Source organism: Acidobacteriota bacterium (genome assembly GCA_039030395.1).
In the GTDB taxonomy this organism is placed as follows: domain Bacteria; phylum Acidobacteriota; class Thermoanaerobaculia; order Multivoradales; family JBCCEF01; genus JBCCEF01.
The window spans coordinates 13,758-36,815 of sequence record JBCCEF010000011.1 but is presented as its reverse complement, the minus strand read 5'-3'; the positions used below and the strand labels follow the sequence as shown (position 1 = coordinate 36,815).

At 66.3% G+C, this 23,058-nt stretch carries 18 protein-coding genes and 1 pseudogene; 10 read left to right on the top strand and 9 right to left on the bottom strand.

What is annotated here, in order from left to right:
* Nucleotides 1–102 precede the first annotated feature (102 nt).
* A complete protein-coding gene (locus tag AAF481_12095) occupies nucleotides 103–744 on the bottom strand; it encodes a hypothetical protein (GenBank protein ID MEM7481906.1) in 642 nt (213 codons plus the stop codon).
* Between the two features lie 264 nt (nucleotides 745–1,008).
* Between AAF481_12095 and AAF481_12090 the strand changes: the two genes are divergently transcribed.
* Nucleotides 1,009–1,503: a hypothetical protein gene (locus tag AAF481_12090; GenBank protein ID MEM7481905.1), complete on the top strand. Its 495-nt coding sequence runs from the start codon at nucleotides 1,009–1,011 to the stop codon at nucleotides 1,501–1,503.
* 116 nt (nucleotides 1,504–1,619) lie between these two features.
* On the opposite strand, the pseudogene AAF481_12085 reads toward AAF481_12090, so the two are convergent.
* Nucleotides 1,620–1,709: pseudogene (locus AAF481_12085) on the bottom strand (beta-ketoacyl-ACP reductase).
* Nucleotides 1,710–1,837: 128 nt separating this feature from the next.
* Here AAF481_12085 and AAF481_12080 point away from each other — a divergent pair.
* Both AAF481_12080 and AAF481_12075 read left to right on the top strand, forming a co-directional pair.
* The gene (locus AAF481_12080; GenBank protein MEM7481904.1) at nucleotides 1,838–2,548 is read left to right on the top strand and encodes a zinc metallopeptidase; all 711 of its coding nucleotides are present in this window, start codon (nucleotides 1,838–1,840) and stop codon (nucleotides 2,546–2,548) included.
* Between the two features lie 205 nt (nucleotides 2,549–2,753).
* On the top strand, nucleotides 2,754–3,146 hold the full coding sequence (locus tag AAF481_12075) for a hypothetical protein (protein MEM7481903.1): 393 nt from the start codon (nucleotides 2,754–2,756) through the stop codon (nucleotides 3,144–3,146).
* 20 nt (nucleotides 3,147–3,166) lie between these two features.
* Here AAF481_12075 and AAF481_12070 read toward each other — a convergent pair whose 3' ends face one another.
* Nucleotides 3,167–4,393: a tetratricopeptide repeat protein gene (locus AAF481_12070; protein MEM7481902.1), complete on the bottom strand. Its 1,227-nt coding sequence runs from the start codon at nucleotides 4,391–4,393 to the stop codon at nucleotides 3,167–3,169.
* Between the two features lie 120 nt (nucleotides 4,394–4,513).
* Here AAF481_12070 and AAF481_12065 point away from each other — a divergent pair, with 120 nt between their 5' ends.
* A complete protein-coding gene (locus AAF481_12065) occupies nucleotides 4,514–6,460 on the top strand; it encodes a CRTAC1 family protein (GenBank protein MEM7481901.1) in 1,947 nt (648 codons plus the stop codon).
* Nucleotides 6,461–6,469: 9 nt separating this feature from the next.
* On the opposite strand, the gene AAF481_12060 is transcribed toward AAF481_12065, so the two are convergent.
* Both AAF481_12060 and ileS read right to left on the bottom strand, forming a co-directional pair.
* Nucleotides 6,470–7,819: a phosphomannomutase/phosphoglucomutase gene (locus AAF481_12060; protein MEM7481900.1), complete on the bottom strand. Its 1,350-nt coding sequence runs from the start codon at nucleotides 7,817–7,819 to the stop codon at nucleotides 6,470–6,472.
* Nucleotides 7,820–7,821: 2 nt separating this feature from the next.
* Entirely contained in the window at nucleotides 7,822–11,256 is a 3,435-nt protein-coding gene (gene ileS, locus AAF481_12055) for an isoleucine--tRNA ligase (protein MEM7481899.1), read from the bottom strand.
* Nucleotides 11,257–11,447: 191 nt separating this feature from the next.
* On the opposite strand from ileS, the gene def reads away from it, so the two are divergent.
* The 4 genes from def (at nucleotide 11,448) to AAF481_12035 (ending at nucleotide 14,880) form a co-directional block, all read left to right on the top strand.
* Entirely contained in the window at nucleotides 11,448–11,981 is a 534-nt protein-coding gene (gene def, locus AAF481_12050) for a peptide deformylase (protein MEM7481898.1), read from the top strand.
* A gap of 73 nt (nucleotides 11,982–12,054) precedes the next feature.
* Nucleotides 12,055–12,558 carry a 23S rRNA (pseudouridine(1915)-N(3))-methyltransferase RlmH gene (locus AAF481_12045; GenBank protein ID MEM7481897.1) on the top strand — a complete coding sequence of 168 codons (504 nt, stop codon included), beginning with the start codon at nucleotides 12,055–12,057 and terminating at the stop codon, nucleotides 12,556–12,558.
* Nucleotides 12,559–12,703: 145 nt separating this feature from the next.
* A complete protein-coding gene (locus AAF481_12040) occupies nucleotides 12,704–13,090 on the top strand; it encodes a TraR/DksA family transcriptional regulator (protein ID MEM7481896.1) in 387 nt (128 codons plus the stop codon).
* Nucleotides 13,091–13,365: 275 nt separating this feature from the next.
* On the top strand, nucleotides 13,366–14,880 hold the full coding sequence (locus AAF481_12035) for a hypothetical protein (GenBank protein ID MEM7481895.1): 1,515 nt from the start codon (nucleotides 13,366–13,368) through the stop codon (nucleotides 14,878–14,880).
* Nucleotides 14,881–15,067: 187 nt separating this feature from the next.
* Here the strand turns inward: AAF481_12035 and AAF481_12030 are convergent, their stop codons facing one another.
* A complete protein-coding gene (locus AAF481_12030) occupies nucleotides 15,068–16,003 on the bottom strand; it encodes a radical SAM protein (protein ID MEM7481894.1) in 936 nt (311 codons plus the stop codon).
* 141 nt (nucleotides 16,004–16,144) lie between these two features.
* On the opposite strand from AAF481_12030, the gene mutM reads away from it, so the two are divergent.
* Both mutM and udk read left to right on the top strand, forming a co-directional pair.
* Nucleotides 16,145–16,990 carry a bifunctional DNA-formamidopyrimidine glycosylase/DNA-(apurinic or apyrimidinic site) lyase gene (mutM, locus tag AAF481_12025; GenBank protein ID MEM7481893.1) on the top strand — a complete coding sequence of 282 codons (846 nt, stop codon included), beginning with the start codon at nucleotides 16,145–16,147 and terminating at the stop codon, nucleotides 16,988–16,990.
* A gap of 40 nt (nucleotides 16,991–17,030) precedes the next feature.
* A complete protein-coding gene (udk, locus tag AAF481_12020) occupies nucleotides 17,031–17,657 on the top strand; it encodes a uridine kinase (protein ID MEM7481892.1) in 627 nt (208 codons plus the stop codon).
* 78 nt (nucleotides 17,658–17,735) lie between these two features.
* Here the strand turns inward: udk and AAF481_12015 are convergent, their stop codons facing one another.
* The 3 genes from AAF481_12015 to AAF481_12005 all read right to left on the bottom strand — a co-directional run bounded on the left by AAF481_12015 (nucleotide 17,736) and on the right by AAF481_12005 (nucleotide 23,032).
* Nucleotides 17,736–19,067, bottom strand: a complete 1,332-nt coding sequence (locus AAF481_12015) for a DEAD/DEAH box helicase (protein ID MEM7481891.1) — start codon at nucleotides 19,065–19,067, stop codon at nucleotides 17,736–17,738.
* Nucleotides 19,068–19,322: 255 nt separating this feature from the next.
* Nucleotides 19,323–21,095 carry an SLC13 family permease gene (locus AAF481_12010; GenBank protein ID MEM7481890.1) on the bottom strand — a complete coding sequence of 591 codons (1,773 nt, stop codon included), beginning with the start codon at nucleotides 21,093–21,095 and terminating at the stop codon, nucleotides 19,323–19,325.
* 11 nt (nucleotides 21,096–21,106) lie between these two features.
* The gene (locus tag AAF481_12005) at nucleotides 21,107–23,032 is read right to left on the bottom strand and encodes a PilT/PilU family type 4a pilus ATPase (GenBank protein ID MEM7481889.1); all 1,926 of its coding nucleotides are present in this window, start codon (nucleotides 23,030–23,032) and stop codon (nucleotides 21,107–21,109) included.
* Nucleotides 23,033–23,058 lie beyond the last annotated feature (26 nt).

The following is a 23,058-nucleotide window of genomic DNA, read 5'->3' as shown; positions in this document are numbered from 1 at the left end:
AGGCGCCGGTGGCCGGGGGCACACTTCCCCTCGCTGTCGCAACATCGTCGTGGGACCGCCCGGTGGTGAGGTGCTTCTGGGTTCCACCGGGCGGCAAGAAACTCAGCCGGCCTTCGCACCGAAGATGGTGGGGGCGCCCTTCAGCAAGCGCGCGGCCACGATGCCGGGCTGGTCGACGTCCTCCAGGTCGATCGGCTGCACCAGGCGATAACTCGTCCCGTCGGCGGGCGGGAACGCAGTGACGTTGTCGCTCACCATATGAATCGGCTGGATCGACCGGTAGACGATCCCGGGCCGAGCCTCGAGTTCGACGAGAATGTGGAAACGCATGTGCTGGGAGGCGGGAAACTCCGTGCCGACAGCCCTTTCCTGAATCTGGCTGCCCTTGACCGGGCGGCTGCGATCGAGCGTCACCGTCACCTCACCGATGCCGTCGATGTAGTCGCGGCTCGCCGTTCCGAGAATGTCGATGGGAATCGTTTTCAGCCCGCCGTCGAAGTAGGCTTCGCCGGTGCGTGCAACGACCGAGCCCCCCAGTACGACCTCGAAGGTACCGAGGCCTTCAACCAGGAAGGTCGCCTCGTCGTCGTGCGGGCACTCCTGAACGTTGTCAGGCCCCGGTAGCTCCGGCTTGGAGGTTCCCTTGCCGGCCATGGCGGCGCCGGCGGTCACCAGGGCGATCACTGCCGCGGCGACGATCGAGTAGCCGAGGAGCGTCCGATGCTGGTTGACGAACTTGGACATCACGTCACTCCTTTCTGATCCCCTGTGGGATCGGTCCTGCCCCGGTGTGAGTACCGGGGCCAAGGGTCAAGTTTTTATCTAATCATATAGATCATATTAAATATATTTTAATTCGGATTTGTAGTTGTGTCAACGCTGGAGGGGTTGCACTGGCGAATCTGAGGGCCAGGCTCTAGCTGATACTCTGCGGCCGATTCAGTCGACCGGGACGCTCATGGACAGGGCTCTTCGATCGCTCGAGATCGGTGGGCAGGGGGAGCAGTAATGCGCAAGATCCTGATATTTGGTGGCCTGGGCTGTGCCGGCCTTATCGGTATGGTGGTGGTGGGGTTCTTCGTCTTGGCATCGCTCGGGCCGGATACCTCCATCTACACCGGCCGGCAGGTTCCGAAGCGGTTCGTCAGCACCATCGACTCGCTGGGGTTGCTCGAAGACGACGAGCGGATCCGGTACTTCTATTCCGATGCTCTCTTCGACATCAAGGACGGTTTCTACTTCGTAACCGATTCGAAACTCGTCGTCTACTCCGATGCCTGGGCGGAGCCCGAGACGATCATCCCGTTCGAGGAGATCGAATCCCTCGAAGCGGAGTACAACGATTCCTTCTTGACCGACAGCATGGTGTTCGTCACCACCTTGACGGATCTCGAGGTTTCGTTCCCGGTTTCCAGCGAGGGCGGGCTCGACAAGAAGTTCGTCCAGCTCATCCAAGAAGGGCGGGGTCTGCGGACGCCGGTGGAAGCGCCGGCCGGTTACTGAAGCCGACGTTCAGTCGCTCTTAGTCTTCGTCGGACTATTCCAAACTTGCCGGCGTTGCAGGCGGCGCCGCCGGCGAAGGTGTGGCGGCCGGCGATGAAGGCGATGATGAAGATCCAGCCGTCGCCGGCCAGGTCTTCGACCACCGCCCGGCCAATGCCGCGGCTGCCGCCGGTGACCAGGGCAAACGGTGGCAGACGATCGGCCATGGGATCCACTGCGCCTTCCGATCTCGATAGACTCATGCTTCGAACCCCGCGTTCGGTCTCAAAGCGGTACTTCCGGAATACCGGAGGCCGGGGTGGCGGTTTCTCATCTCAGAAGGAGGAAGGAACTCATGTACTTTTTCGACTCAACCTATTTGCTGCTGACGCTGCCGGCCCTTGCCCTCTCCCTGTGGGCGAGCTGGCGGACCAAGTCGGCGTTCAAGAAATACTCGAAGGTGCGCGCCATGAGCGGAATGACCGGTGCCCAGGCGGCGCAGCGGTTGCTCGATCAGGCCGGTATCAGCGACGTCAAGATCGTTCCCACCCGGGGAGTACTGTCCGACCACTACAACCCCGTGAACAAGACTCTGGCCCTGTCGGAGCCGGTATACGGTTCGCCGTCCGTCGCCGCCGTCGGAGTGGCCTGCCACGAGGCCGGTCACGCCATCCAGCACGCCAAGAAGTATGCCCCCATGTGGCTTCGTTCGGCCCTGGTGCCGACGGCCAACATTGGCTCGAAGCTGGGCTATTTCGTGATGCTCGGCGGTTTGATCCTGTTGTCCATGGGTGTCGTCCTCGGCAAGAACATCATCTTGGTCGGTGCCGTTCTCTTCGCGATGGTCCTGCTGTTCCAGATCGTCACCCTGCCGGTGGAATTCGATGCCACCGCCCGCGCCAAACGCTTGGCGGTGTCCAACGGGATCATCCTAGAGCAGGAGCGTACCGGCATGAACAAGGTTCTCAATGCCGCGGCCCTCACCTACGTGGCGGCGGCCGTCAGCACTCTGATGACGTTGCTCTACTTCCTGATCCGAGCGGGTTTCCTAGGCGGTCGCGACTGAGTCGACCGACTGACTTGGAGTACCACCCGACGAGGCGGCCATCAGGCCGCCTCGTTTTGCTTTGATCCCAATCGGAGTCACCCGACGCGTATCGGGACATTGAAGCGATTGTCGTTGGACAGCCACCGTGCGCTGCCTGGCCGCGGCGTCCATGGTGAGCTTGTCGGCGGCAGTCTGGCCAGTGACCTCTCTGAAAGGAGATTCAATGTCTCGATGGAGCAAGCTTTTGACTTTGGTCGCGGTAGCCTTCGCCGCCGCGACGTTCTCGTCGGTGGCGCTAGGCGCCACCTGCGATGCCACCTGCAATGATGGCTTCGAGTTCGAAATCACCGTCCAGTCGAACATGGAGTGCATGCAGGCGCTCTCCACCTACTGCTACTACCGCGGGGGAGGCTGGGCCGTGTACACGGAGGACGGGCCTTCGCCGGAACTGCCGGGCAACGTAGGGGACCTCAATCTCGAAGACCTGCTCGACGGGACTCAACCGGTACCGGGGTTCTGTGACGACTTGAGGGTGGCGAGTCAGTACGGTGGTCCCGTTCCACCGCTCCAGGACGACGCGGCCCACATGGAAGCGACCCCGACCCGACAAGGCTGAGCCGATTCTCCGGCGGGCTCCTATTGGGCTCGCCGTTCGGCGATCTGTTGGGCGTTGGCCTGGGCGCGCGGGTTGTCGGGGGCCAGTTCGAGCGCCCGCCGGGTGAGCTGGTCGGCCTGGTCGACTTCTCCTTGCTGAAGCAGGAGGGAGGCCAGGCCGTTCATCGCCGGCAGGTGATTCGGGGCGACCTCCAGCACCTGCCGCAGATCGGCTTCCCCTTGGGTCGGATTTCCGGCGGCGAGGCGGCTCATGCCGCGCAGATAGATCGCCCAAGGGTGTTCACCGACCACCTGGACCATCGCCTCGGCCCGCGGTAGCGCCTGAGCGGGTCGGTTCAGACTCAGTAGAAGCTGCACCTGGAGCATCCGCGGGCGAGGGTCGCGCGGCTCCAGCCGAACGCCCTCGGTCACCGCCTCGAGCGCTCCTTCCAGGTCGCCAGCGGTGCGGCGTTCGGCGGCGAGGCGCATCAAGCCGTCGAGATCGAGGCCCGCATAGGGCGAGTTCTCGCGCTCGGCGAGCTGTTCCTTTCGCTGCTGCTCTTGCAACCGCTGAGCCTCGGCCAGCGCCTCGCGGGCTTCGTCGAAGCGTTCCGCCTCGAGCAGCGATTCGCCGAGCAGTCTCCAGCCCTCTTGGTCCTCGGGCCGCAACCGGGTTCGGCGCTGGAGGGAGGGAATCGCCTCGCCGAAGGCGCCGGTCGCGAGGGAAGCCTTGGCGAATCCGAGGGCCACCTTGGCGGCCAGGTCCGGATCGAGCCGCTCGATCTCCGAAGCGGCGGGTTCGGTGACCAGCGGCGCCAAGACCTCGGCCGCCTCGCGGTGCCGCTCCTGCCGGGTCCGCAGATCCCACAACATCAGCGCTGCCCGTGAGATCGGGGCGCGGGCGATGGCCTTTCTCAAGAAGGCCTCGGCCTGGTCATCTTCGCCGAGGGCGAGGGCGGCCCCGGCGGCGTTGGCGAGCACCACCGGATCCGGATCGGCGATGGCCGTTCGCGGCTTCAAGACTTCCAGGGCGTCCGCCGGCCGGCCCGCTTTCAGATACAGCGAGCCGAGGGCATCGAGTACCGCCGCGGGAGCGTCCGGGGACCGGCGCGCCGCCTCCAGTTCTTCGATGGCGCCGGTCAGGTCTCCTGCTTCGCCGCGGGCGAGGGCCTGTCGCGCAAGATCGGCGCCGGCAGGCGTTTGGGCCAAGACCGAGGTCGCGCCCGAGATCAACGCGAGAAGCACTAGAATGAGGCGAATCGGGGTCATGCTCGAATCGTATCGCTTCCAACGGAGACCCAAGGGATGATCAACACCAAAAGCTTCAGGAAACCCGCGTCCGTTAGAAGAGGGTCCGGGGCGCTTGCCGCCGTTCTCCTGGCGGCCGCGATGAGTCCCTCTTCTCTTGCCCAAGCGGCAGAGGGCGTGACCGAGGTGCGGGTGCCGGCGGACATGAAGCTCGAGTCCCTCGCCCCCCGAGCCGCCGAACAGCGGGCCGCGGCGCGAAGCTGGCAGGTGGAGCACGGCTTCGGTTTCGAAGACCGGCTCGCGCAGAGCGGTATTACCTTTCGCCATCAGATCGTCGACGACGCCGGCCTCCACTACCTGGCCGTTCACTACGATCACGGCAACGGTATCTCCGCCGCCGACATCGACGGCGACGATCGCATCGACATCTACTTCACGACGCAGATCGGCAGCAACGAACTGTGGCGCAATCTCGGTGACGGCCGCTTCGAGAACATCACGGCGCGCGCCGGGGTGGCGTTGGCCGACCGCATCAGCGTCACCTCCTCGTTCGCCGATGTGGACAACGACGGCGACCCAGACCTCTTCGTGACGACCGTGCGGGGTGGCAACGCGCTTTTCCTGAACGATGGCCGAGGGGTATTCCGGGACGCCACGGCGGAAGCCGGACTGGCCTACTCCGGGCATTCCTCCGGAGCGACTTTCTTCGACTACGACAACGACGGCTGGCTGGACCTTTTCTTGAGTAACGTCGGTGTCTACACCATCGAGGAGAAAGGCCGCGGAGGGGCGTACCGGGGCATCGACGATGCCTTCAAGGGCAACATCTACCCGGAACGGTCCGAGGACAGCTTTCTGTACCGCAATCTAGGTAACGGTCGCTTCGAGAACGTCTCCAAAGCGGCGCTGTTGGTCGATCGCTCGTGGACCGGCGATGCGACTCCCGCCGACTTCGACGGCGATGGTTTCCAGGATCTCTACGTGGCCGACATGCAGGGTCCGGATCGCTTCTACCAGAACGTCGGCGGCCGGTTCTTCGCGGACCGCACGGCAAAGTTCTTTCCCCGGACGCCGGGCGGCACCATGGGGATCAAGGTGTTCGACTGGAATCGCGACGGTCACCTCGACCTCCTCCTCACGGACATGCATTCGGACATGATGTACGAGCTGAATCCCGAGGAGGAAAAGCAGAAGATGACGCCCCTGCCGGGCTCTCCGGCCGCCGAGGAAGACGGGCCGATTCTCGGCAACGCGCTCTTCCAGGGGACCGCCGACGGTACCTTTCGTGAGGTTTCGGACGAGGTGGGGGCCGAGAACTACTGGCCCTGGGGACTGAGCGTGGCGGATCTCAACGCCGATGGCTGGCAGGACGTGTTCATCACCTCCAGCATGAACTATCCGTTCCGCTACGGCATCAACTCGGTGTTGCTCAACGCGGGCGGTCAGCGCTTCGTCGATGCCGAGTTCGTGCTCGGCGTGGAGCCTCGTGCGGAACTTCTGCAGCCCTGGTTCGAGATCGAATGCCCAGATCCGCCGGTGGCTGAGGACTCCGCCACCGGGGGGGAGCCGGCGGCGGAAGACGAGCAGGCGGAGGCGGAAGGATCAGCGGTGCACCGGGATTGTGCCGGCGTCGCCGGTCCGGTGAGGGTCATCGCCGCCCGCGGCTCACGTTCGTCGGTGGTGTTCGATCTGGAAGGCGACGGCGATCTCGACATCGTCACCAACGAGTTCAACACCGAGCCCCAGGTGCTGGTCAGCGACCTGGCCCAGCGCAGGCCCGCGGCGAAGCTCCGCTTCGCAGTGAAGCTCCAGGGCACCGTTTCGAATCGCGACGGCCTCGGCGCCCGGGTCAGGCTGGTCACCGACAAGGGTGACCAGCTCCGGGTGCACGACGGCAAGTCCGGCTATTTGTCCCAGAGCTTGCTGCCGCTTTACTTCGGCGTCGGGGCGAACGAAAAGCCGCTGCGCCTCGAGGTCACCTGGCCCTCCGGTGCCCGGCAGACGATCGAACCGCTCGAGCAGGGGCGCCTGCGGGTCGTCGAACCCGCCGCCGGAGAGTCCGAGCCGAGCGGGGAAAAAGGCCGCTAGCGAGCAGGGCTATTCGGCGAGGGTGCCGAGCATCCCTTCGAGGACCGCCCGGTGGGCCGCCAGGGATTCCGCCGTTTCGGCTTCCAAGACCAACCGCAGGTAGGGCTCGGTGTTCGACGGCCGCACGTTGAACCACCAGTCCGGATACTGCACCGTGATGCCGTCCAGGTAGTCGATCTCGCCGTCGGAGTAGCGCTCGGCGAGAGCCTGCATGCGGCCTTCCTTGTCGTCCACCTCGAAGTTGATCTCGGGGCTCTTGTGGTAGCGCCGCAGGGGCTCGACCAAGGCCGAAAGGGTCTGGCCGCTCTGCCGCAGCAGGTTCAGGATCTCCACCACCGCCAGCACGGCGCAGTCCGCGAAGTTGGTGTCGCGGAAGTAGTAGTGGCCGGCCAGCTCGCCGCCGAAGACGCCGTCGCGCAGGCGCAGGGTGGCCTTCATGAAGGAGTGGCCGACCCGCTCGCGCACCGGCACGCCGCCCGATTCTTCGATGTACTCGGCCACTGCCCGGGAGGAGCGCAGGTCGTAGAGCACCGCCTTGCCGGGATGGTTCGACAGCAGTTCGCCGCCGATCAGGGCGGTGATCAGGTCGCTGCCGATGGAGCGGCCATTCTCATCGATGAACGCCGAGCGGTCCGCGTCGCCATCGAAGGACACGCCGAGGTCCGCCCCTTCGCGCACCACTGCCTGCTTGAGGACTTCCAGGTTCTCTTCCTTCAGGGGGTTCGCTTCATGATTCGGGAAGGAACCGTCGAGTTCGAAGTAGAGGGGGATCAGCTCGATGTTCATCGCTTCGAGGAGCGGCCGGTAGATGGCGCCCATGCCGTTGGCCGCATCGACTACCACCTTGAGGCGCCGGCCCTCTTCGAGAAAGGAGAGAACGTGCTGCCGATAGGCGTCGGTGACCTCGCCGGTGCTCAAACGGCCAGGCTGCTTGGCGGTGGGTAGGTCCCCGCTGGTGACCTTCTCCTCCAGCAGTGGAATACCGTGGTCGCCGGAGACCGGCCGCGCGCCACGCTTCGAAAACTTCAGGCCGTTGTAGCGCGCCGGGTTGTGGCTGGCGGTCACCTGGATGCCGCCGGCGGCCTGCAAACTGCCGACGGCGAAATAGTTCATCGGCGTGGTCGCCAGGCCGATGTCCACCACGTCGAAACCGCCGGCGCGCAAGCCTTCGATCAGCGCCTCGGCGATCCCCTCGCTGTGGGAGCGCATGTCGCGGCTCACCACCACCGTGCGGCCGTTCGCCAGGTCGTCGTCGTCCAAGACGAACTGGAAGGCGAGACCGATCTTTCGGGCGATCTCCTCATTGATTTCGCCGGGGTAGAGCCCCCGGACGTCGTAGGCTTTGAAGATTCCACCCATGGTCAGTCTCCTGAATTGTCTTGGCGCTTGGCGGGGGGCGAGAGTGTGATGGTGAAAGCGAAAGCGTGGGAGTCCACCGTCGCCTCGGTGAGCTGTACGTCGTCTCCCTCGGAGGCGGCCTCGATCTCGACCGCCAGGGTCTCACCGGCGATCCATTTACGATGGGTCTCGATGGCGGCCCGCAGGGCGTCGTCGGCGCGGAAGGTCACCCGAATGCGGTCCGCATAGTCGAGCCGGGCCTCCTTGCGGGCGGTCTGAATGCGGCTGACCACCTCACGGGCCAGGCCCTCGGCGATCAGGTCGTCCGTCAGCGCGGTTTCCAGGGCCACCAGCAGATCCCGGTCGCCCTGGGTGGCGGTACCCTCGCGTTCGATGAGCTGGACTTCGACTTCCTCGGAGGAGAGCGTCGCAGGGCCGGTGGAGAGGTTCACCTCGATCCGTCCGTCCGCCTCCAGGCGGGCCGCCAGATCGTCGCCGTCCGCCGCCGCCAGGGCCTGCTGTACCTCGCGCATCTGCTTGCCGAATCGCGGACCGGTCTTTGGGAAGAACGGTCGCACTGCGTGGTGGACGTAGGTCGAGCGATCCTCGGCCCATTCCACCCGCTTCACATTCAGTTCCTCCTTGAGCAGCTCTTCGTGCGGCGCGATGCGCTTCGGCAGCGCGGCATCGGCACTCACCAAAGTGACCGAGGCGAGGGGCTGGCGGGTCTTGAAGCCGTGCGAGTTGCGGGCGGCATGGCCCAGCCGCACGATCCGCTGAATGCCCGCCATGGCGCCTTCGAGATCGTCGTCGCGGCGATTCTCAGCGGCCCGCGGCCAGCGCTCCAGGTGAACGCTCTCGGCGCCCGCCCCCTGGCTGCGCCGCAGCACGCCGTGCAGGTAGTCGGCGACAAAGGGGGTGAACGGCGCGATCAGGAGCGACAGCGTGTCGAGCACTTCGTAGAGGGTGCGGTACGCGCTGTCCTTGTCGTCCCGGGTAGGGTCGTCGGTCTCCCCGGAACCGTCGGCCGAGGCGGCCCAGAAGCGGTCGCGGCTGCGGCGGATGTACCAGTTGGTCAGCTCATCGAGAAAGGTCTCGATGCCGCGCGCCGATTCGCCCAGGCGATAGCCCTCCAGGTGCTCGGTGGTTTCCCGCACCAGCCTCCCGAGGCGCAGCAGAATCCAGCGGTCGAGGGCCGGCCGGGCGGCGAAGGCTTCCGCCGATTCGTCCCCGGAGTCCGTCGGCGACCAGCCATCGAGTTCGGCGTAGATCGAGAAGAACGACACGGCGTTCCACAGCGGCAGCAGGAACTTCTGTGCCGCCTCGCGCACCAGCCGGGCGGAGAAGCGCGAGTTGACCTCCGGATTGCTGATGTAGAAGTACCAGCGCAGGGCGTCGGCGCCGGTTTCTTCCAGCACCTCCATCGGATCGACCACGTTGCCCAGCCGCTTGGACATCTTGCGGCCAGTCTCGTCGGTGATGTGGCCGAGAACGATGCAGTTCTTGTAGGCCGGTGAGTCGAACAGCAGAGTGCCTAGCGCGTGGAGGGTGTAGAACCAGCCGCGGGTCTGGTCCACCGCCTCGGAAATGAAGTCCGCCGGAAAGCGCCGCTGATCGAACAGTTCCTTGTTCTCGAACGGGTAGTGGAGCTGGGCGAAGGGCATGGCGCCGGAGTCGAACCAGGCGTCGATCACCTCCTCCACCCGCCGCACCGTACCGCCGCACTCGCCGCAGGGCCAGGTGTAGTCGTCGATAAAGGGGCGGTGCGGATCGAACTGCTCGCGGTCGTAGAAATCCGCCGGGGCCTTGCGGCCGACGGCCTCGAAGAGTTCTCGGTAGGAGCCGATCACCCGCGGGCTGCCCTCGCACTCCTCGCAGCGCCACACCGGCAACGGCGTTCCCCAGTAGCGCCGCCGCGACAGCGCCCAATCCACCACGTTCTCCAGCCAGTTGCCGAAGCGGCCCTCACCGACGTGGGCCGGGTGCCAGGCGACCTCCTGGTTGAGGGCAACCAATTCCTTTTTGCGCGAGCGGGTGCGGATGAACCAACTGGTGGTGGCGTAGTAGAGGAGCGGCCGGTCGCAGCGCCAGCAGAAGGGGTAGTTGTGGCGGTAGCGGTCGCTGTGGAGGAGCAGGCCGCGGCCCTTCAAGTCCTTCTGAATCTCCGGGTCCGCCTCCTTGAAGGGCAGGCCGGCGAAGGGTTCGATCCCCGGTCGGTCGACGATCCTGCCCTCGCCGTCGACGGTCAGGAAAAAGGGTAGGCCGAAGCGCTCGCCGGTCGCGTAGTCGTCCTCGCCGAAGGCCGGTGCCGTGTGGACGATGCCGGTGCCTTCGTCCGGCGTCACGTAGTCGCCGGTCAGCACCCGCCAGCCGGCCTCGTCGGACGGCGCGGGATCGAAGGGCTCGACCTCGGTGGCCTCGAAGACCTTGTCCGGCTGCTCCGTCTCGAAGGGGCGCGAGTAGCGCAGGCCGAGGAGCGCCGCGCCGTGGAAGCGGGCGAGCGGCTCCTGGTCTCGCAGGTCGATCTGGCGCTTCTTGCTCTCTCCGTCGAGGGTCGTGGTGACCATCGCCGGCACCGGGTTGGCGAGGTCCTCGGCGAAGATCACCACCCGGGTCTCGCCGAAGGCCCTTTCCTCGCCGGGTAGGGCTTCTCCGGGGAGAGCCACGGCGCGGTAGGTCATCTGCGGAGAAACCGCCAGTGCGGTGTGGGCGAGAAGGGTCCAGGGAGTTGTCGTCCAGGCCACCAGCGATGTGCCGTCGGGCACCGCCCAGGTGCCGCCGTCGGCGGTCTCGATGGACTGCCCCGGGCGCGCCGCGAACAGCACCCATACGGAAGGGTCGTCGGTGTCCTTGTAGTTCTGGGCCACCTCGTGGGACGACAAGGTGGTGCCGCAGCGCACGCAGTAGGGCTGGATCTTGTAGCCCTCGTTGAGCAGGCCCTGCCGCGACAGCTCCGCCAGGGCCCACCAGGCGGACTCGATGTACTGGTTGGTGAAGGTGTAGTACGCGTCGTCCAGATCCACCCAGTAGCCAACCCGCTCGGTCATCGCCCGCCACTGGCGCTCGTAGGTGTACACGCTCTCCAGGCACTCGCGGTTGAACCGCTCGATGCCGTATTCCTCGATCTGCTGCTTGCCGGAGAATCCCAGCCTTTTCTCGACCTCGATCTCCACCGGTAGGCCGTGGGTGTCCCAGCCGGCCTTGCGGGGTACGCGGTAGCCCTGCATGGTGCGGAATCGCGGGAAGAGATCCTTGACGGCGCGGGTCACGACGTGGCCGACATGGGGTACGTTGTTCGCCGTCGGCGGCCCCTCGAAGAAGACGAAGTCGCCGCGCGGCGCTTCCTGTTCGAGGCTCTTGTTGAAAATGTTTTTCTCGCGCCAGTTCTCGAGGGTTTCTTGCTCGAGGGCGGGAAAGGGATAGCCGGCCGGGATCTTCGGGAAGGGCTTGCGGGTCATGGGGTTTTCACCTGAAAGAGAGTCGCCGTTGAAGCTCGTGAGGCTACCACGGTCCGGGCTGAGGCGAAGGGGTCGCGGAAGGGGGCGGATATACTGTGGATTGAACTACGCAACTCACGAAATACGTCGCCGGGCCATGCGGAGCCCGGCCCGAGGCGAGGAGGACGAACGATGAGAACCGGAGGTCGCTGATGGCGTTGCTCGAGCTTCTGCGCCTGGGCCATCCGGTCCTCCGCAGCCAGGCGGATCGCATCGCCGATACGGACATTCGATCCGAGGAACTGCAGCAACTCATCGACGATATGGTCGAAACGATGACCCAGGCCGAGGGCGTAGGCCTGGCGGCGCCGCAGGTCGGCCAAGTGCGGCAGGTGTTCGTGTTCCGGGCGCCGAACGACGAGGTACGCGTTGCCATCAATCCGCTGATGACCGCCGAGGGTGGCGAACTGGTGGACGACTGGGAGGGCTGCCTCTCGATTCCCGGTTTGCGCGGACTGGTGCCTCGCTATCCAGCCGTGCGTCTACAGGCCCTGGACCGTGACGGAGAGGCCTTCGACGAGGTGTTCGAAGGATTCTCGGCCCGCATTGTCCAGCACGAGAACGATCACCTGAACGGTGTCCTCTTTCTGGACCGCATGCGCAACCTCCGCTCCCTCTGCTTCACCGAAGAGTGGGAGCAGTTGTTGAGCGACATGGGCCTGCCGCACCCGGCCGCCGTCGGGTGACAGGGCTGCTGAAAGGCGCGGCTTCGCCGCCGCCTCGTCCGGGGGCGCCCAGCCCGATGGGCTCGGGGCGAGCATTCGGCGGATTCGCAACGCACACAATCGAAGGGTTTTTCCCCTGAGTCGGGAAATCCACATTCTGTGGGCCGCTCGCCACAAGCGGCCGGCCTGGGAAGGACTCTGCTCCGACTACCGGCAGCGCATCGCACGCTCAGTGCCGGTGCGCGATCTGCCGGTCAAGGTGCGGCGTGACGGGCCGCGGCGCAAGGCCGAGGAAGGGCAGGCCCTGCTGGCCGCGCTGCCGGATCCGGTGTGGCTCTTCGCTCTGGACGAGGGTGGAAAGTCGTCGTCCTCCCGCCGCTTCGCCACGACGCTCCAGCGCCTGTTCGACGAGTGGCCCCACCCGATCGCCTTCGTCATCGGTTCGGATCTGGGACTGGACCCAACGGTGCGCCGGCAGGCCCGGCAGGTGCTCTCCTTCGGTCCGATGACCCTGCGCCACGAGCTGGCCCGGCTGGTGCTGTACGAGCAGGTCTACCGCGCCCTGGAGATCCTCCGGGGCAGCGGCTATCACCACTGAGGGCTTCTCGCGCCTTAGATCCGCTGCACAATCTTTCCCGGCCGGGAAGAGATTGCGCTCCTTGCCGGTTAGAACTATGATCGCCGGCCATCGAGTCGGTAGCACCAAGCCGGTTGGGCCGACTGCGGTCAGAAAGGAGACTGACGTGCCCCAGACGAAGCGAGCCGAGGCCAGCACCGCCGACCTTGAGCCTTTGCGACAGCGCCTCGAACAGCGCCGCGAGGAGATCATGAATCTCTACCAAAGTGACCTCGCGGCCGGTCAGGCTTCGGGAGACGAAGGTAGCGACGACATCGTCGACCGCGCGAATAACTCATACAACCGGGAGTTCTTGTTCTCCCTGTCGAACAACGAGCGGGCCATGCTGGTGGAGATGGACGATGCCCTGGCTCGCATCGATGCCGGTTCCTACGGATCCTGCCAGCACTGCGGCCGAGTCATCGGCGAGGCGCGTCTCGAGGCGGTGCCTTGGGCGCGCTACTGCATCGACTGCCAGGAGCTTAAAGAGCAAGGTTTACTCGAAGACGATTAGCAGTGCTGCCGGAAAATGGCGTTGCTCAATCATTTCAGCAGCACTGCGAATATTCATTTCAGGGGGCTGGGCGCCCCCTTCGCCCGAAAATTACTGATCTTTCGGGCTCAACCCCATCCTCGGCGCCTTTGGCGCCGCCGAGCCCTCCAGGCTCGGGGTTTGACGGCTGCGCAAGTGCCCAGTCCATTGCCGGCATCGTGTTTCCTCGCGAGCGTCGTGGGTTCTCCTCGGAGAATTGCGCCGCTCGTTGCGCATGAGCACCGGCGGCATCCTTCATGAGTCCCAAGGCTGCTTCCAAGTCTCGAACGATCGACGAGATCTTGGCCGATCTGAAGGGCGGCGCGCCCGGCGCGGCGGTGTATCTGGTCGCCGGCAATCTGGTGATGGCGCAGCCGGCGGCGGAACGCTTGGCGGAGGCCCTCGCCGAAGCGGCTGGCTGCGCTGTAGAGGTACATCGCAGGCCGGAAAAACTCGCCGTGCTGCTCGACGACCTGCGGACCTTCTCGCTGTTCGCTCCGGCCAAGGTGGTCCTGGCAGTGGACACGGCGGTGCTGGCGGACCGTCACGCCGTCGCCGACCTGCTCGACGACGCCGAAGGGGTGCTGCCGGTCGAAGGCGACACCCTGAACAGCCGCGAGCGTCAAGCCGCTTCCCGCTTGCTACAGGCTCTGCGGCTCCAGCGCATCGATCCCCAGGCCGGCTCGCCGGAAGATGTCCTCGGAGGCCTGCCCGACGAGGCCCTGGCTGGCGGCACCGCCTTCCGCAAAAAGCGCAACGGCCGCGGCCGCGGCAAAAAACAGATCGCCACCTTGCGGGAAGGTCTCGCCGGCTTGTTGGCGGCTGCCCGGGCGGCGGAACTGACCGGCTGGTCCGACGCCGAGGTCGCGGTTCTGCAGGACGCCGTCGAGGGCGGCCTGCCGGAGAATCACTCTCTGGTGCTTGCCGAGCGCTCGGTGGCCGACGGTCATCCGGTGGTTCGCCGGCTGGCCGAGGCCGGTTGTCTCATCCGGGTGGGAGAGCTCGAAGCCGAAAGGCGCGGCGGTGGATTCGAGGGGACCGATCTCTTGGCGCGGGAACTCGAACGCGAGACCGGTCGCCGCATCGAGCCTCCGGCCCTCCAGGAACTCGCCCGGCGCACTCTGCGCCAGTCGAGCGGGCCGCGCGGCCGAGGTTCCGACGGCGGCGTGGCGCCGGAGTCCACGGCGCGTTTCGCCGCCGAATTCCGTAAGCTCGCCGGCCTGGTAGACGAAGGGGAAGTGATTCGCCTACCGCTCGTCCAGGAGGTGATCGAAGACCGCGGCGAGCAGGACGTGTGGCAGCTCTTGGACGCCATCGGAGCTGGCCAAGGGGCGGCGGCCCTCGGAAAGCTCCAGCGGTACTTCGCGACCGCTTCGGATCCGGTAGCGGCGCGCCTTTCGTTCTTCGCTTTGTTGGCCGGCTTTTGCCGGCAGCTCGTCGCCGTGCGCGGCCTGATGAAAATCCATCGGGTACCGCCGGGAGAGCGTTCCTACCCGCGCTTCAAATCGCGCTTCGCCACCAAACTCCAGTCCGAGCTACCCGGCGGCCACAGGAATCCGGTAGCCAAGTTCCATCCTTTCCGCCTGCATCGCGCCTATCTGGCCGCCGGCCGCTTCGACGACGCGTCCATTGCGCGCCTGTCCTCCGAAGTGCTGGAAACGGAGCTGCGCCTCAAGGGCGAAAGCGACGATCCGGATTCCGCCTTGGGCGGCCTGGTGGCCGCCCTCGCCTCCGCCCGCCGCAGCGAGCGGGCACCGCACTCCGCAAGTTAGCTCTCGGCTCTCACGAACTACGTGGACTCCAGGACCGGAGCCCGAAGGGCGACGCGGCGGCTTGCCGCCGAGGACGGGCGGCCCGCGCACGGGTGAGCCGCTTGCGGCGAGGGGGCGCCTAGCCCCCTGAAAAAGACAGCTGGCAGGTCTGCTGAAACCATCCGCGAAGCGGACCTTCAGCAGCCTGTCAGCCGCGGCTGATGGTGGGGCGCGGGAAACCCATCTCGAGATAGAGCCGACGGAAGGTCGCCAGGGCGCGGTTCTTGTCCGGTCGGCGTAGAGCCGAGCGGCGACCCCACAGTTTGCGGTAGTGCTGCGCGACCTTCGGGCGCTCCGCCTCCAGCCAGGGCAGAAACCGGCTGCGGGTGGCGGGCGGCAACACCAGGCAGTGGGCCACCACATCGAAGGCGCCGGCCTCCAGCGCCGCCGTGAACAGGGGCCGCAGGCTCTCCTCGTCGCTGTTGATCTCCGGCATCAGCGGAATCACCCGGATATCCGTCGCGATCCCGGCGTGGACCAGCCGGCGCACCGCGTCGAATCGCCCTCGCGGGGTGGCTCCGCCCGGTTCCAGCGAGGCGCTCAAGGCCTCGTCCACCGTCGGCACGCCCAGGTGAACGGTCACCGTGTGGTGGCGATCGAGGTCCGCCAGGAGGTCGAGATCTTCGAGGATGCGGGTCGAGCGGGTCGAAATGGAGAGATCCAAACCTCGGAACCGGCCGAGCACCTCCAGCACCTCGCGGGTGATCCCGAAGCGTTCTTCCGCCTCCTGGTAGGGGTCCGTGAAGTGTCCGAGCGAGAGGGTCTGCCCTCGTAGGTTGTGCCAGGCCAGGTGACGCTCCAGGGCCGCGGCGGCGCCGCGCTCCACGAATACGCGCTGCTCGTAGTCCTGCGATCGAAGGAGCTGGAAGGCCTTGTGGCCGGAGCGGTTCGGGCAATGGACGCAGGCGTTTTCGCAGCCACGATAGGGGTCCAGCGCCCACACGGCGCCAGTCCGCGGGTCGTCGACCCGCCGCAGGATCTGCCGCCGGTCGAGATCGATGAACTCCGTGCCGCCGGCCGGCGGTGCGATCGGCCGTGGAGTGGGCGCGAAGGCGGGAAACAGGGGTAGGGTCGCCGTGTTCATACGCTTTATTTACGCCTTCCGAGGCGTAATGTCAAGGGTGGGCCGCTCGATTACCGCTATTGCTGAGGTTTTCGGATGCCGATGGAGCCGAATTGAGCCCTCGGCGGGCGGCAAGGGAGCGGAAGCGGTAGGATCGTCGACATGCCCGAACTACCGGAAGTGGAAGTATTGCGTCGCAGCCTCGAACCGCACCTCGTCGGAGATCGCATCGAGAGTCTTTGGGTGGGTCCCGCCCGCCTGCGGGAAGCGGTCGATGAGACGCGGTTGCGGCGTAGGGTTCGAGGGCGGCGGGTGGTCGGCCTGCGGCGCCGCGCCAAGTATTTGTGGATCGACCTGGAGGCCGATGAGTCCGTCCGCGGCCAGCACGCCACCCTGGTCGTTCACCTGGGAATGAGCGGCCGCCTACTGCTGGTTCCGGTGGACACGCCGCGGGAGAAACACGAGCACGTCTCCTTCGCCCTGGCTTCGGGGCGCCGGCTGCGCTTCGTGGATCCCCGGCGCTTCGGGCTGGTGTTCGCGCTGCGGGCGGACGAGCTGGCCGGTGATCGCCACTTTGCCCATCTCGGCGCCGAACCACTCTCCCAAGACTGGACCGGCGAGGTTTTGCAAGCGGCGGCGCGCGGTCGCCGCGGGCCGGTCAAGGCGTTCTTGATGGATGCCCGAGTGGTGGTGGGGGTGGGAAACATCTACGCCTCCGAGGCCCTGTTCCGGGCTGGAATCCACCCCAAGCGATCCGTCGCTCGGCTGGCCCTGGCCCGCTGGCGGCGGTTGGCCGAAGCGGTGCAGGAAGTCCTCGCGCGGGCTATCGATCAAGGGGGCACCACCCTCAACGACTTCGCCGACGGAGAGGGCAACAGCGGCTATTTTCAGGTGGCCCTCGCGGTGTACGGGCGGGAAGGCGGCCGCTGCCCGCGCTGCGACGGTACGGTTCGGCGAATCGTCCAGACCGGCCGCAGCACCTTCTACTGCCCCGGGTGCCAGCGATGATCCGTTCCCCTTGCGGCCGGCCGGCGCGTACAATCGCGCCATGACGTCATCATGTTTTCTGGTTGGAGTGGCCGGCGGTAGCGGTTCCGGCAAGACCACCGTTGCCCGCTCGATCCTCGATGCGGTGGGCGAGGGGCGCATCGGCCTGCTGGAGCAGGACTCCTACTATCGGGATGTCGACTGGCAGGCCGAAGAAGACCTTGAACGCTACAACTTCGATCATCCATCGGCGCTCGACAACAAACTTCTGGTGGAGCACCTGGCCGCTCTGCGCGAGGGCCGTGGGGTGGACGTGCCGATCTACGACTTCGTCCACCACCGGCGCACCGAGGCGGTTCGCCACGTCGATCCGCAGCCGGTGGTGGTGCTCGAAGGGATCTTGATCTTCAACGAGCCGGAGATTCGCGACCTGCTGGACCTCAAGATCTTCGTCGACACGGATTCCGACCTCCGCCTCGTCCGCCGCCTCCGCCGCGACCTAATCGAACGCGGCCGCGGGGTGGCGGACATCCTGCGCCAGTACGAAGAATTCGTCCGCCCAATGCACCTGGAATTCGTCGAGCCGTCCAAACGCTGGGCCGACGTGATCATCCCCGAGGGCGGCGAAAACCGCGTCGCCCTGGAGATGGTGGTGGCGCGGCTGGAGAAATTCCTGCCGGGATCCTGAACCGAGCACGCTGCACAAAACTAGACCGAGAGTTTAGTTTCGTGCGGTGCTGGACCCGAACACGACTCCGGTTGCCCCTCAGCGACTCGAATTCGGCGAGCGCCGACGCCGGCGGCGGGGTGGGCGGTTGCCGGTGGCGGTGCGGTCGCCGCCGCGGGCGGCGCCGCCGCCTTGCGCCTGGCGGCGCTGCTTCTTGGCCTGGGAGCGCTGGCGGTCGGCGGCCTTCTTGGCGCGGATAGCGGCGATGCGCTCGTTCAGCGGGATCTCCAGCTTGCCGTCGGCCTTGGCGCTGTAGTCGAAGCCTTCGAGGCGGCGCCGTTCGAGCTGCCGGCCGATGGCCCGCTCGATGGCGCGCACCTGGCCGCTGTCCGCCGGGGAGATGAAGGTCCAGGCGTCGCCGGTGGCTTCCGCCCGGGCGGTACGGCCCACTCGGTGGATGTAATCCTCGGCCTGGCCCGGGATGTCGAAGTTCACCACGTGGGGCAGTTCCTCCACATCGATGCCGCGGGCGGCGATATCCGTTGCCACCAACACTTGGATCTGTCCCGCCTTGAAGTTGGCGAGGGCTTTCTGGCGCTGCGGCTGGCTGCGGTTGCCGTGAATGCGGTCGCAGGAGACGCCGTTCTTCTCCAGAAACTCCGCCAGGCGATTGGCGCGGTGCTTGGTGCGGGTGAAGACCAACGCCGTCGAGAGTTCCCGCCGGCGCAGCAGCTCCAACAGCAAGGCCCGCTTGAGCGGCTCCGACACCGGGAACAGCGCCTGGGTGATGCCGGTGGCCGGCGCCGCCTGGCGCTCGACGTCGAGGCGCACCGGCTCGTGCAGGAAGCGGCGGGAAAGCTCGACGATCGGACGCGGCAGAGTGGCCGAAAACAGCATCGTCTGGCGATCCTCCGGCAGGGCCTTGAGGATGCGCTTGACGTCCGGCAGAAAGCCCATGTCGAGCATGCGGTCCGCTTCGTCGAGCACCAGCACGTCCAGTTCGTCGAAGCTCATCCAGGACTGGGTCATGTGGTCGAGGAGGCGGCCCGGCGTGGCGACGACGATGTCGACACCCCGGCGCAGGGCCTTCTCTTGAGGACCGGGCTTCACCCCGCCGAAGACGGTGGTCGAGGTCACCCGGGTGTGGCGTCCGAGATCCCGGATCTGCTCCTGGATCTGGGCCGCCAGCTCCCGGGTCGGGGTCAAGATCAAGGCGCGGATGCCGGGGCCGGGGGTCTCGTGCAGGTACTGGAGGATGGGCAAAACGAAGGCGGCGGTCTTGCCGCTGCCGGTCATCGCCGCGGCGAGGAGATCGCGCCCTTCGAGGGCCGGCGGCAAGGCCTTGCCCTGGATGGCCGTGGGCTCCGAAAAGCCAAGATCCTGAATGCCGCGCAGCAGCGCGGGGTCAAGCGAGAAGTCAGTGAATTTCATAGGTGCAGTCCACTTCCTTTGTAGGCATACCGATCCTCGGTTCCTACAAACAGTTCGGCATTCAATCGGGGGTAAGAAACGGAGGCCTGCCGGAGTGCTGCCGTTTGGGCCTCGCCCGTGGAAATCGGGCGGGCTTTGGCGAGGGGCAGCCGGGTAGGACCGATGTCGAACTGGCTGCGAATCCAGACAGTTTCACGAAACCCGCGGCAACGCAAGGAAATTCCTGGCGCACCGTCTTGCTCCTGGCGATCCGGATCAGAACGGCCAGATTTTCGGGATGAGCAGGGTGCCCGTCACCCAACAGAAGATCGAGAGTGGCGCTCCCGCGCGGGTGAAGTCCGTGAAGCGATAGCCGCCGGGGCCGTAGACCATGGTGTTGGTCTGGTAGCCGATCGGGGTCATGAAGCTCATCGACGCCGCGAAGGTGATGCCCATCAGGAAGGGCTTGGGGTCGACGTTAAGCGCCACGGCGACGGACATGGCGATCGGCACCATCAGCACCGCCGCCGAGTTGTTGGAGATGATCTCCGACAGCAGCGAGGTCGACACCAGCATCACGCCCAAGACGACCACCGGTCCGTAGGGCGCGCCGAGGGCGGCGATCGATTCGCCGATCACCCGGTCGAGGCCGGTGTTGACCATCGCCTTGCCGATCGGGAGCACCGCCGCCAGCAGGAAGATCACCGTCCAGTTGATCGACTTGTAGGCCTGCTGGATCTTGACCGTACGGGTCAGCAGCATGGCGACCACCCCGAGGATCGAGGCCTTGAGGATCGGCATCACTCCGCTCGCCGCCAGCAGCACCACGATCGGGATGATCGCCGCGCTGATCCACCAGCGGCGGCTCAAGGAAAGGCGCATGTCCACTTCCTGAAGCGGCGTGAAGTCCTCCAGCCGGTTCAAAGCCTCGATGCGGGCCCGGGGCCCGAACACCAGCAGCGTGTCCCAGTGGGCAAGGGGGATGAAGGCCAGCTTGCGGTGGATCATCTCGCCGGTGCGGTTCAGGGCCAGCACGAAGCAGCCGTAGCGCTTGCGGAAGTCGATGTCCTTCAGGGTCTGGTCGACCAGTTGAGAGGTGGGCGAGAGCTGGATCTCCACCAGGATGTTCGACTCGTCCGACAAGTCCTGGTCGCCCAGCTTGATGTCCGACAGCAGAAGCAGGCCGTAGTGCTCTTTGATGGCGAGAATCTCGGTCATCGCGCCGCGCACGATCAAAATGTCGCCCGGCTGGATGCGGGTGTTGCGCAAATCCATCGCGATCTTGGTTTTACCGCGCAGGATCTCCAGTACGTTCAATTCGAAGCGGTCACTGATCGCCTCTTCCGCCACCGTCTTGCCGATCAGCGGTGACTCCTTCGGCACCCGCACCTCCGTCAGGTAGGCGCTCATGTGGTACTTGCGGGTCAGGCTCGACAGGATGCTGCGGGAGGGCAGCAGGCGCAGCGGCCCGAGCAGTAGGTAGACGGTGCCGATGCTGAAGAAGATCAGCCCCACCCAGGCAAACTCGAACACCCCGAAGGGCTCCAGGCCGGCGTCGGCGGCCATGGCGCTGACCAGCAGGTTGGTCGAAGTGCCGATCAGGGTGCAGGTGCCGCCGAGGATCGAGACATAGGACAGCGGGATCAGGATCTTCGACGGGCTGAACTTGAAGTGCTTGGCGAGGAGGATCCCCACCGGCATCAGAATCGCCACCGCCGCGGTGTTGTTGATGAAGGCCGACAGGGAGCCGGACACCAGCAGCAGCAACAGCGAGGCGCGCCACGGCGAATTGGCGGAGAGGTGGGTGATGCGGTGGCCGATGCGGTTGACCAGTCCGCTTCGCACCAAGCTGTCGCTCAGCACGAACATCATCATCACGGTGATCACCGCCGGGTTGCTGAAGCCGGCGATCGCCTCGCTCGGCGTCACCAGGTTGAAGAGCAGCAGCAGCCCGAGGGTGGTTAGCGCCGTGACGTCGATCGGCAGCTTCTGCAGCGCGAAGGACGTTGTCGCGAAGACAACGATCCCGACCAAGAGAAGAATGTCCAAGGGCGTTCCCGTCACCCTTCGGCGCCGTCGGTGGAATCTCCCTCGTTCTCGGGTTCCTGTTCCAGGCGCTTCAAGCGGGTGGAGAAGGCCGCCTTGTCGGCGGCGGCCTGGTAGGCCTCGCGCGGATCCACCAGCCCCATATGCACCAGCCGGAAGAGCGACTCGTCTCGCCGCACCATGCCGAGTTTCTGGCCCTGCTCGATGGCGGCGGGGATCTCCGAGGTGCGCTGGTTGCGAATCAAGTCCGCGATCGGGCGGGTGATGAGCAGGATCTCGTAGGCCGCCACCCGACCGCCGCCGCGCCGGCGCAGCAGGGTCTGGTGGAGCACCGCCCGCAGGCTGGAGGCGAGCATCCGCCGCATGCGCGACTGCTCCGCCGGCGGCGCCTGATCGATCAGCCGATCCACCGCGCTGGTAGCTGAGCTGGCGTGCACGGTGGAGAGCATCAGGTGTCCCGTGTCGGCCGTTTCGACCACCAGCGAGGCGGTCTCCGGGGTACGCAGTTCGCCCACCACGATCACGTCCGGGTCCTTGCGCAGGGCCGCCCGCAGGGCGTCCTCGTAGGTCTCCGTATCGAGGCCGATCTGGCGCTGGCTGATCAGGCTGCGGCCGGACCGGAAGATGAACTCCACCGGCTCTTCCAGGGTGACAATGTGCGCTGTGCGGTGGCGGTTGATCTCCTCGATCAACGACACCAGGGTGGTGGTGCGGCCGGAAGAGGCGGTGCCGGCGATCAAGATCAGGCCATCGTCGAGGGCGGTGAGGCCCTTCGTCACCTCCGGCAGCCCCAGCTCTTCGAGCGAGAAGATTTCCGGCGGCACCAGCCGGAAGGCGGCACCGATGCCCCGGCGGTCGCGGAACAGATGCACCCGAAAGCGCCCCCGGCCCTCCAGTTCGAAGGCGAACTCCGTATCGCCATGCTCTTCGAGCTGCTGCCAGGAAGCGTCCGGAGTGACGTCCCGCAGCATGCCTTCCAGGCGCTCCGTTCCCGGCGGCTGATAGCCGTCGAGCATCACGAGCTGGCCATCGATGCGAATGCGCGGCGCCTGACCCGCGGACAAATGGAGATCCGAGGCGCCCCGGCCCACCACCTCGACCAGCAGGGAGCGCACATCGCCCACCACATAGTCACTCCGCCGGGCGGCCGCCGGTGTGGGTTCGGGGGCTTTTTCTGCGGGAGCGTTCTTTTCCGGCTCGCGAGTCGGCGCCGGCTTCGGCACAGCCGGCTCCGCGGCGACGCTCGGCTTTGGGGGTGGGGCCGGCTTCGCCGGCGGATCCGGCTTCGCCGGCGGATCCGGCACCGGCCGCGGGCCGAGGGGCTTTTCTTCGGGGGCCTGCGCGGTCGGCGCTGAAGCCGTCGCGGCGGCAGCATCGCCCGCGGCCTCCGCGCGCGCCGCTTCCGGCGGCGTGCCCTTTTCCACCAGCGAAGGCGGCGAACCGCTCGGGGTCGGCCACAGGTCCCGCGGCGGCGGGGCGCTCGAAAGGGGGCCGTTGACCAGGCGCGGTCCCGTGGCGGCCGGCTCCGCAGTCGCCTCCGGTGCCTCCGTCGAAGGTTCTTTCGGCTCCGGCGCTTCGTTGGCGGCCGACGGGGCGAAGAGATCGGGATTTGGCGGCGCCGGCGGGTCGGCTTTGGCCTTCGGGTCGTGGGTGACCGAGGCGAGCCAACCGCTCGGTCCCCGCAGGCCGAAGAAGCGAAACACCTTGCCGTCCACCGCGTAGTCGAACTCCCAGCGATCCTTCTCCTGGGTGTCCGGATCCTCACCGGGCGGCGAAACCTCGCGCAGCAGTCGATCGATCACCGGTCCGTCGAGGGGCGCTTTGGTGACCTCGTGGTCGGTGCCGGCCTGTCGCAGGCATGGGCGACGACCGGGTTCGAGGACCAGACAGTCCATCTTCTTCGAGGCCAAAGCGAGAAGAAGCTTGTCGATCGTGGCCATCCGGCCTCCCTCCGATGGTGGTGAGT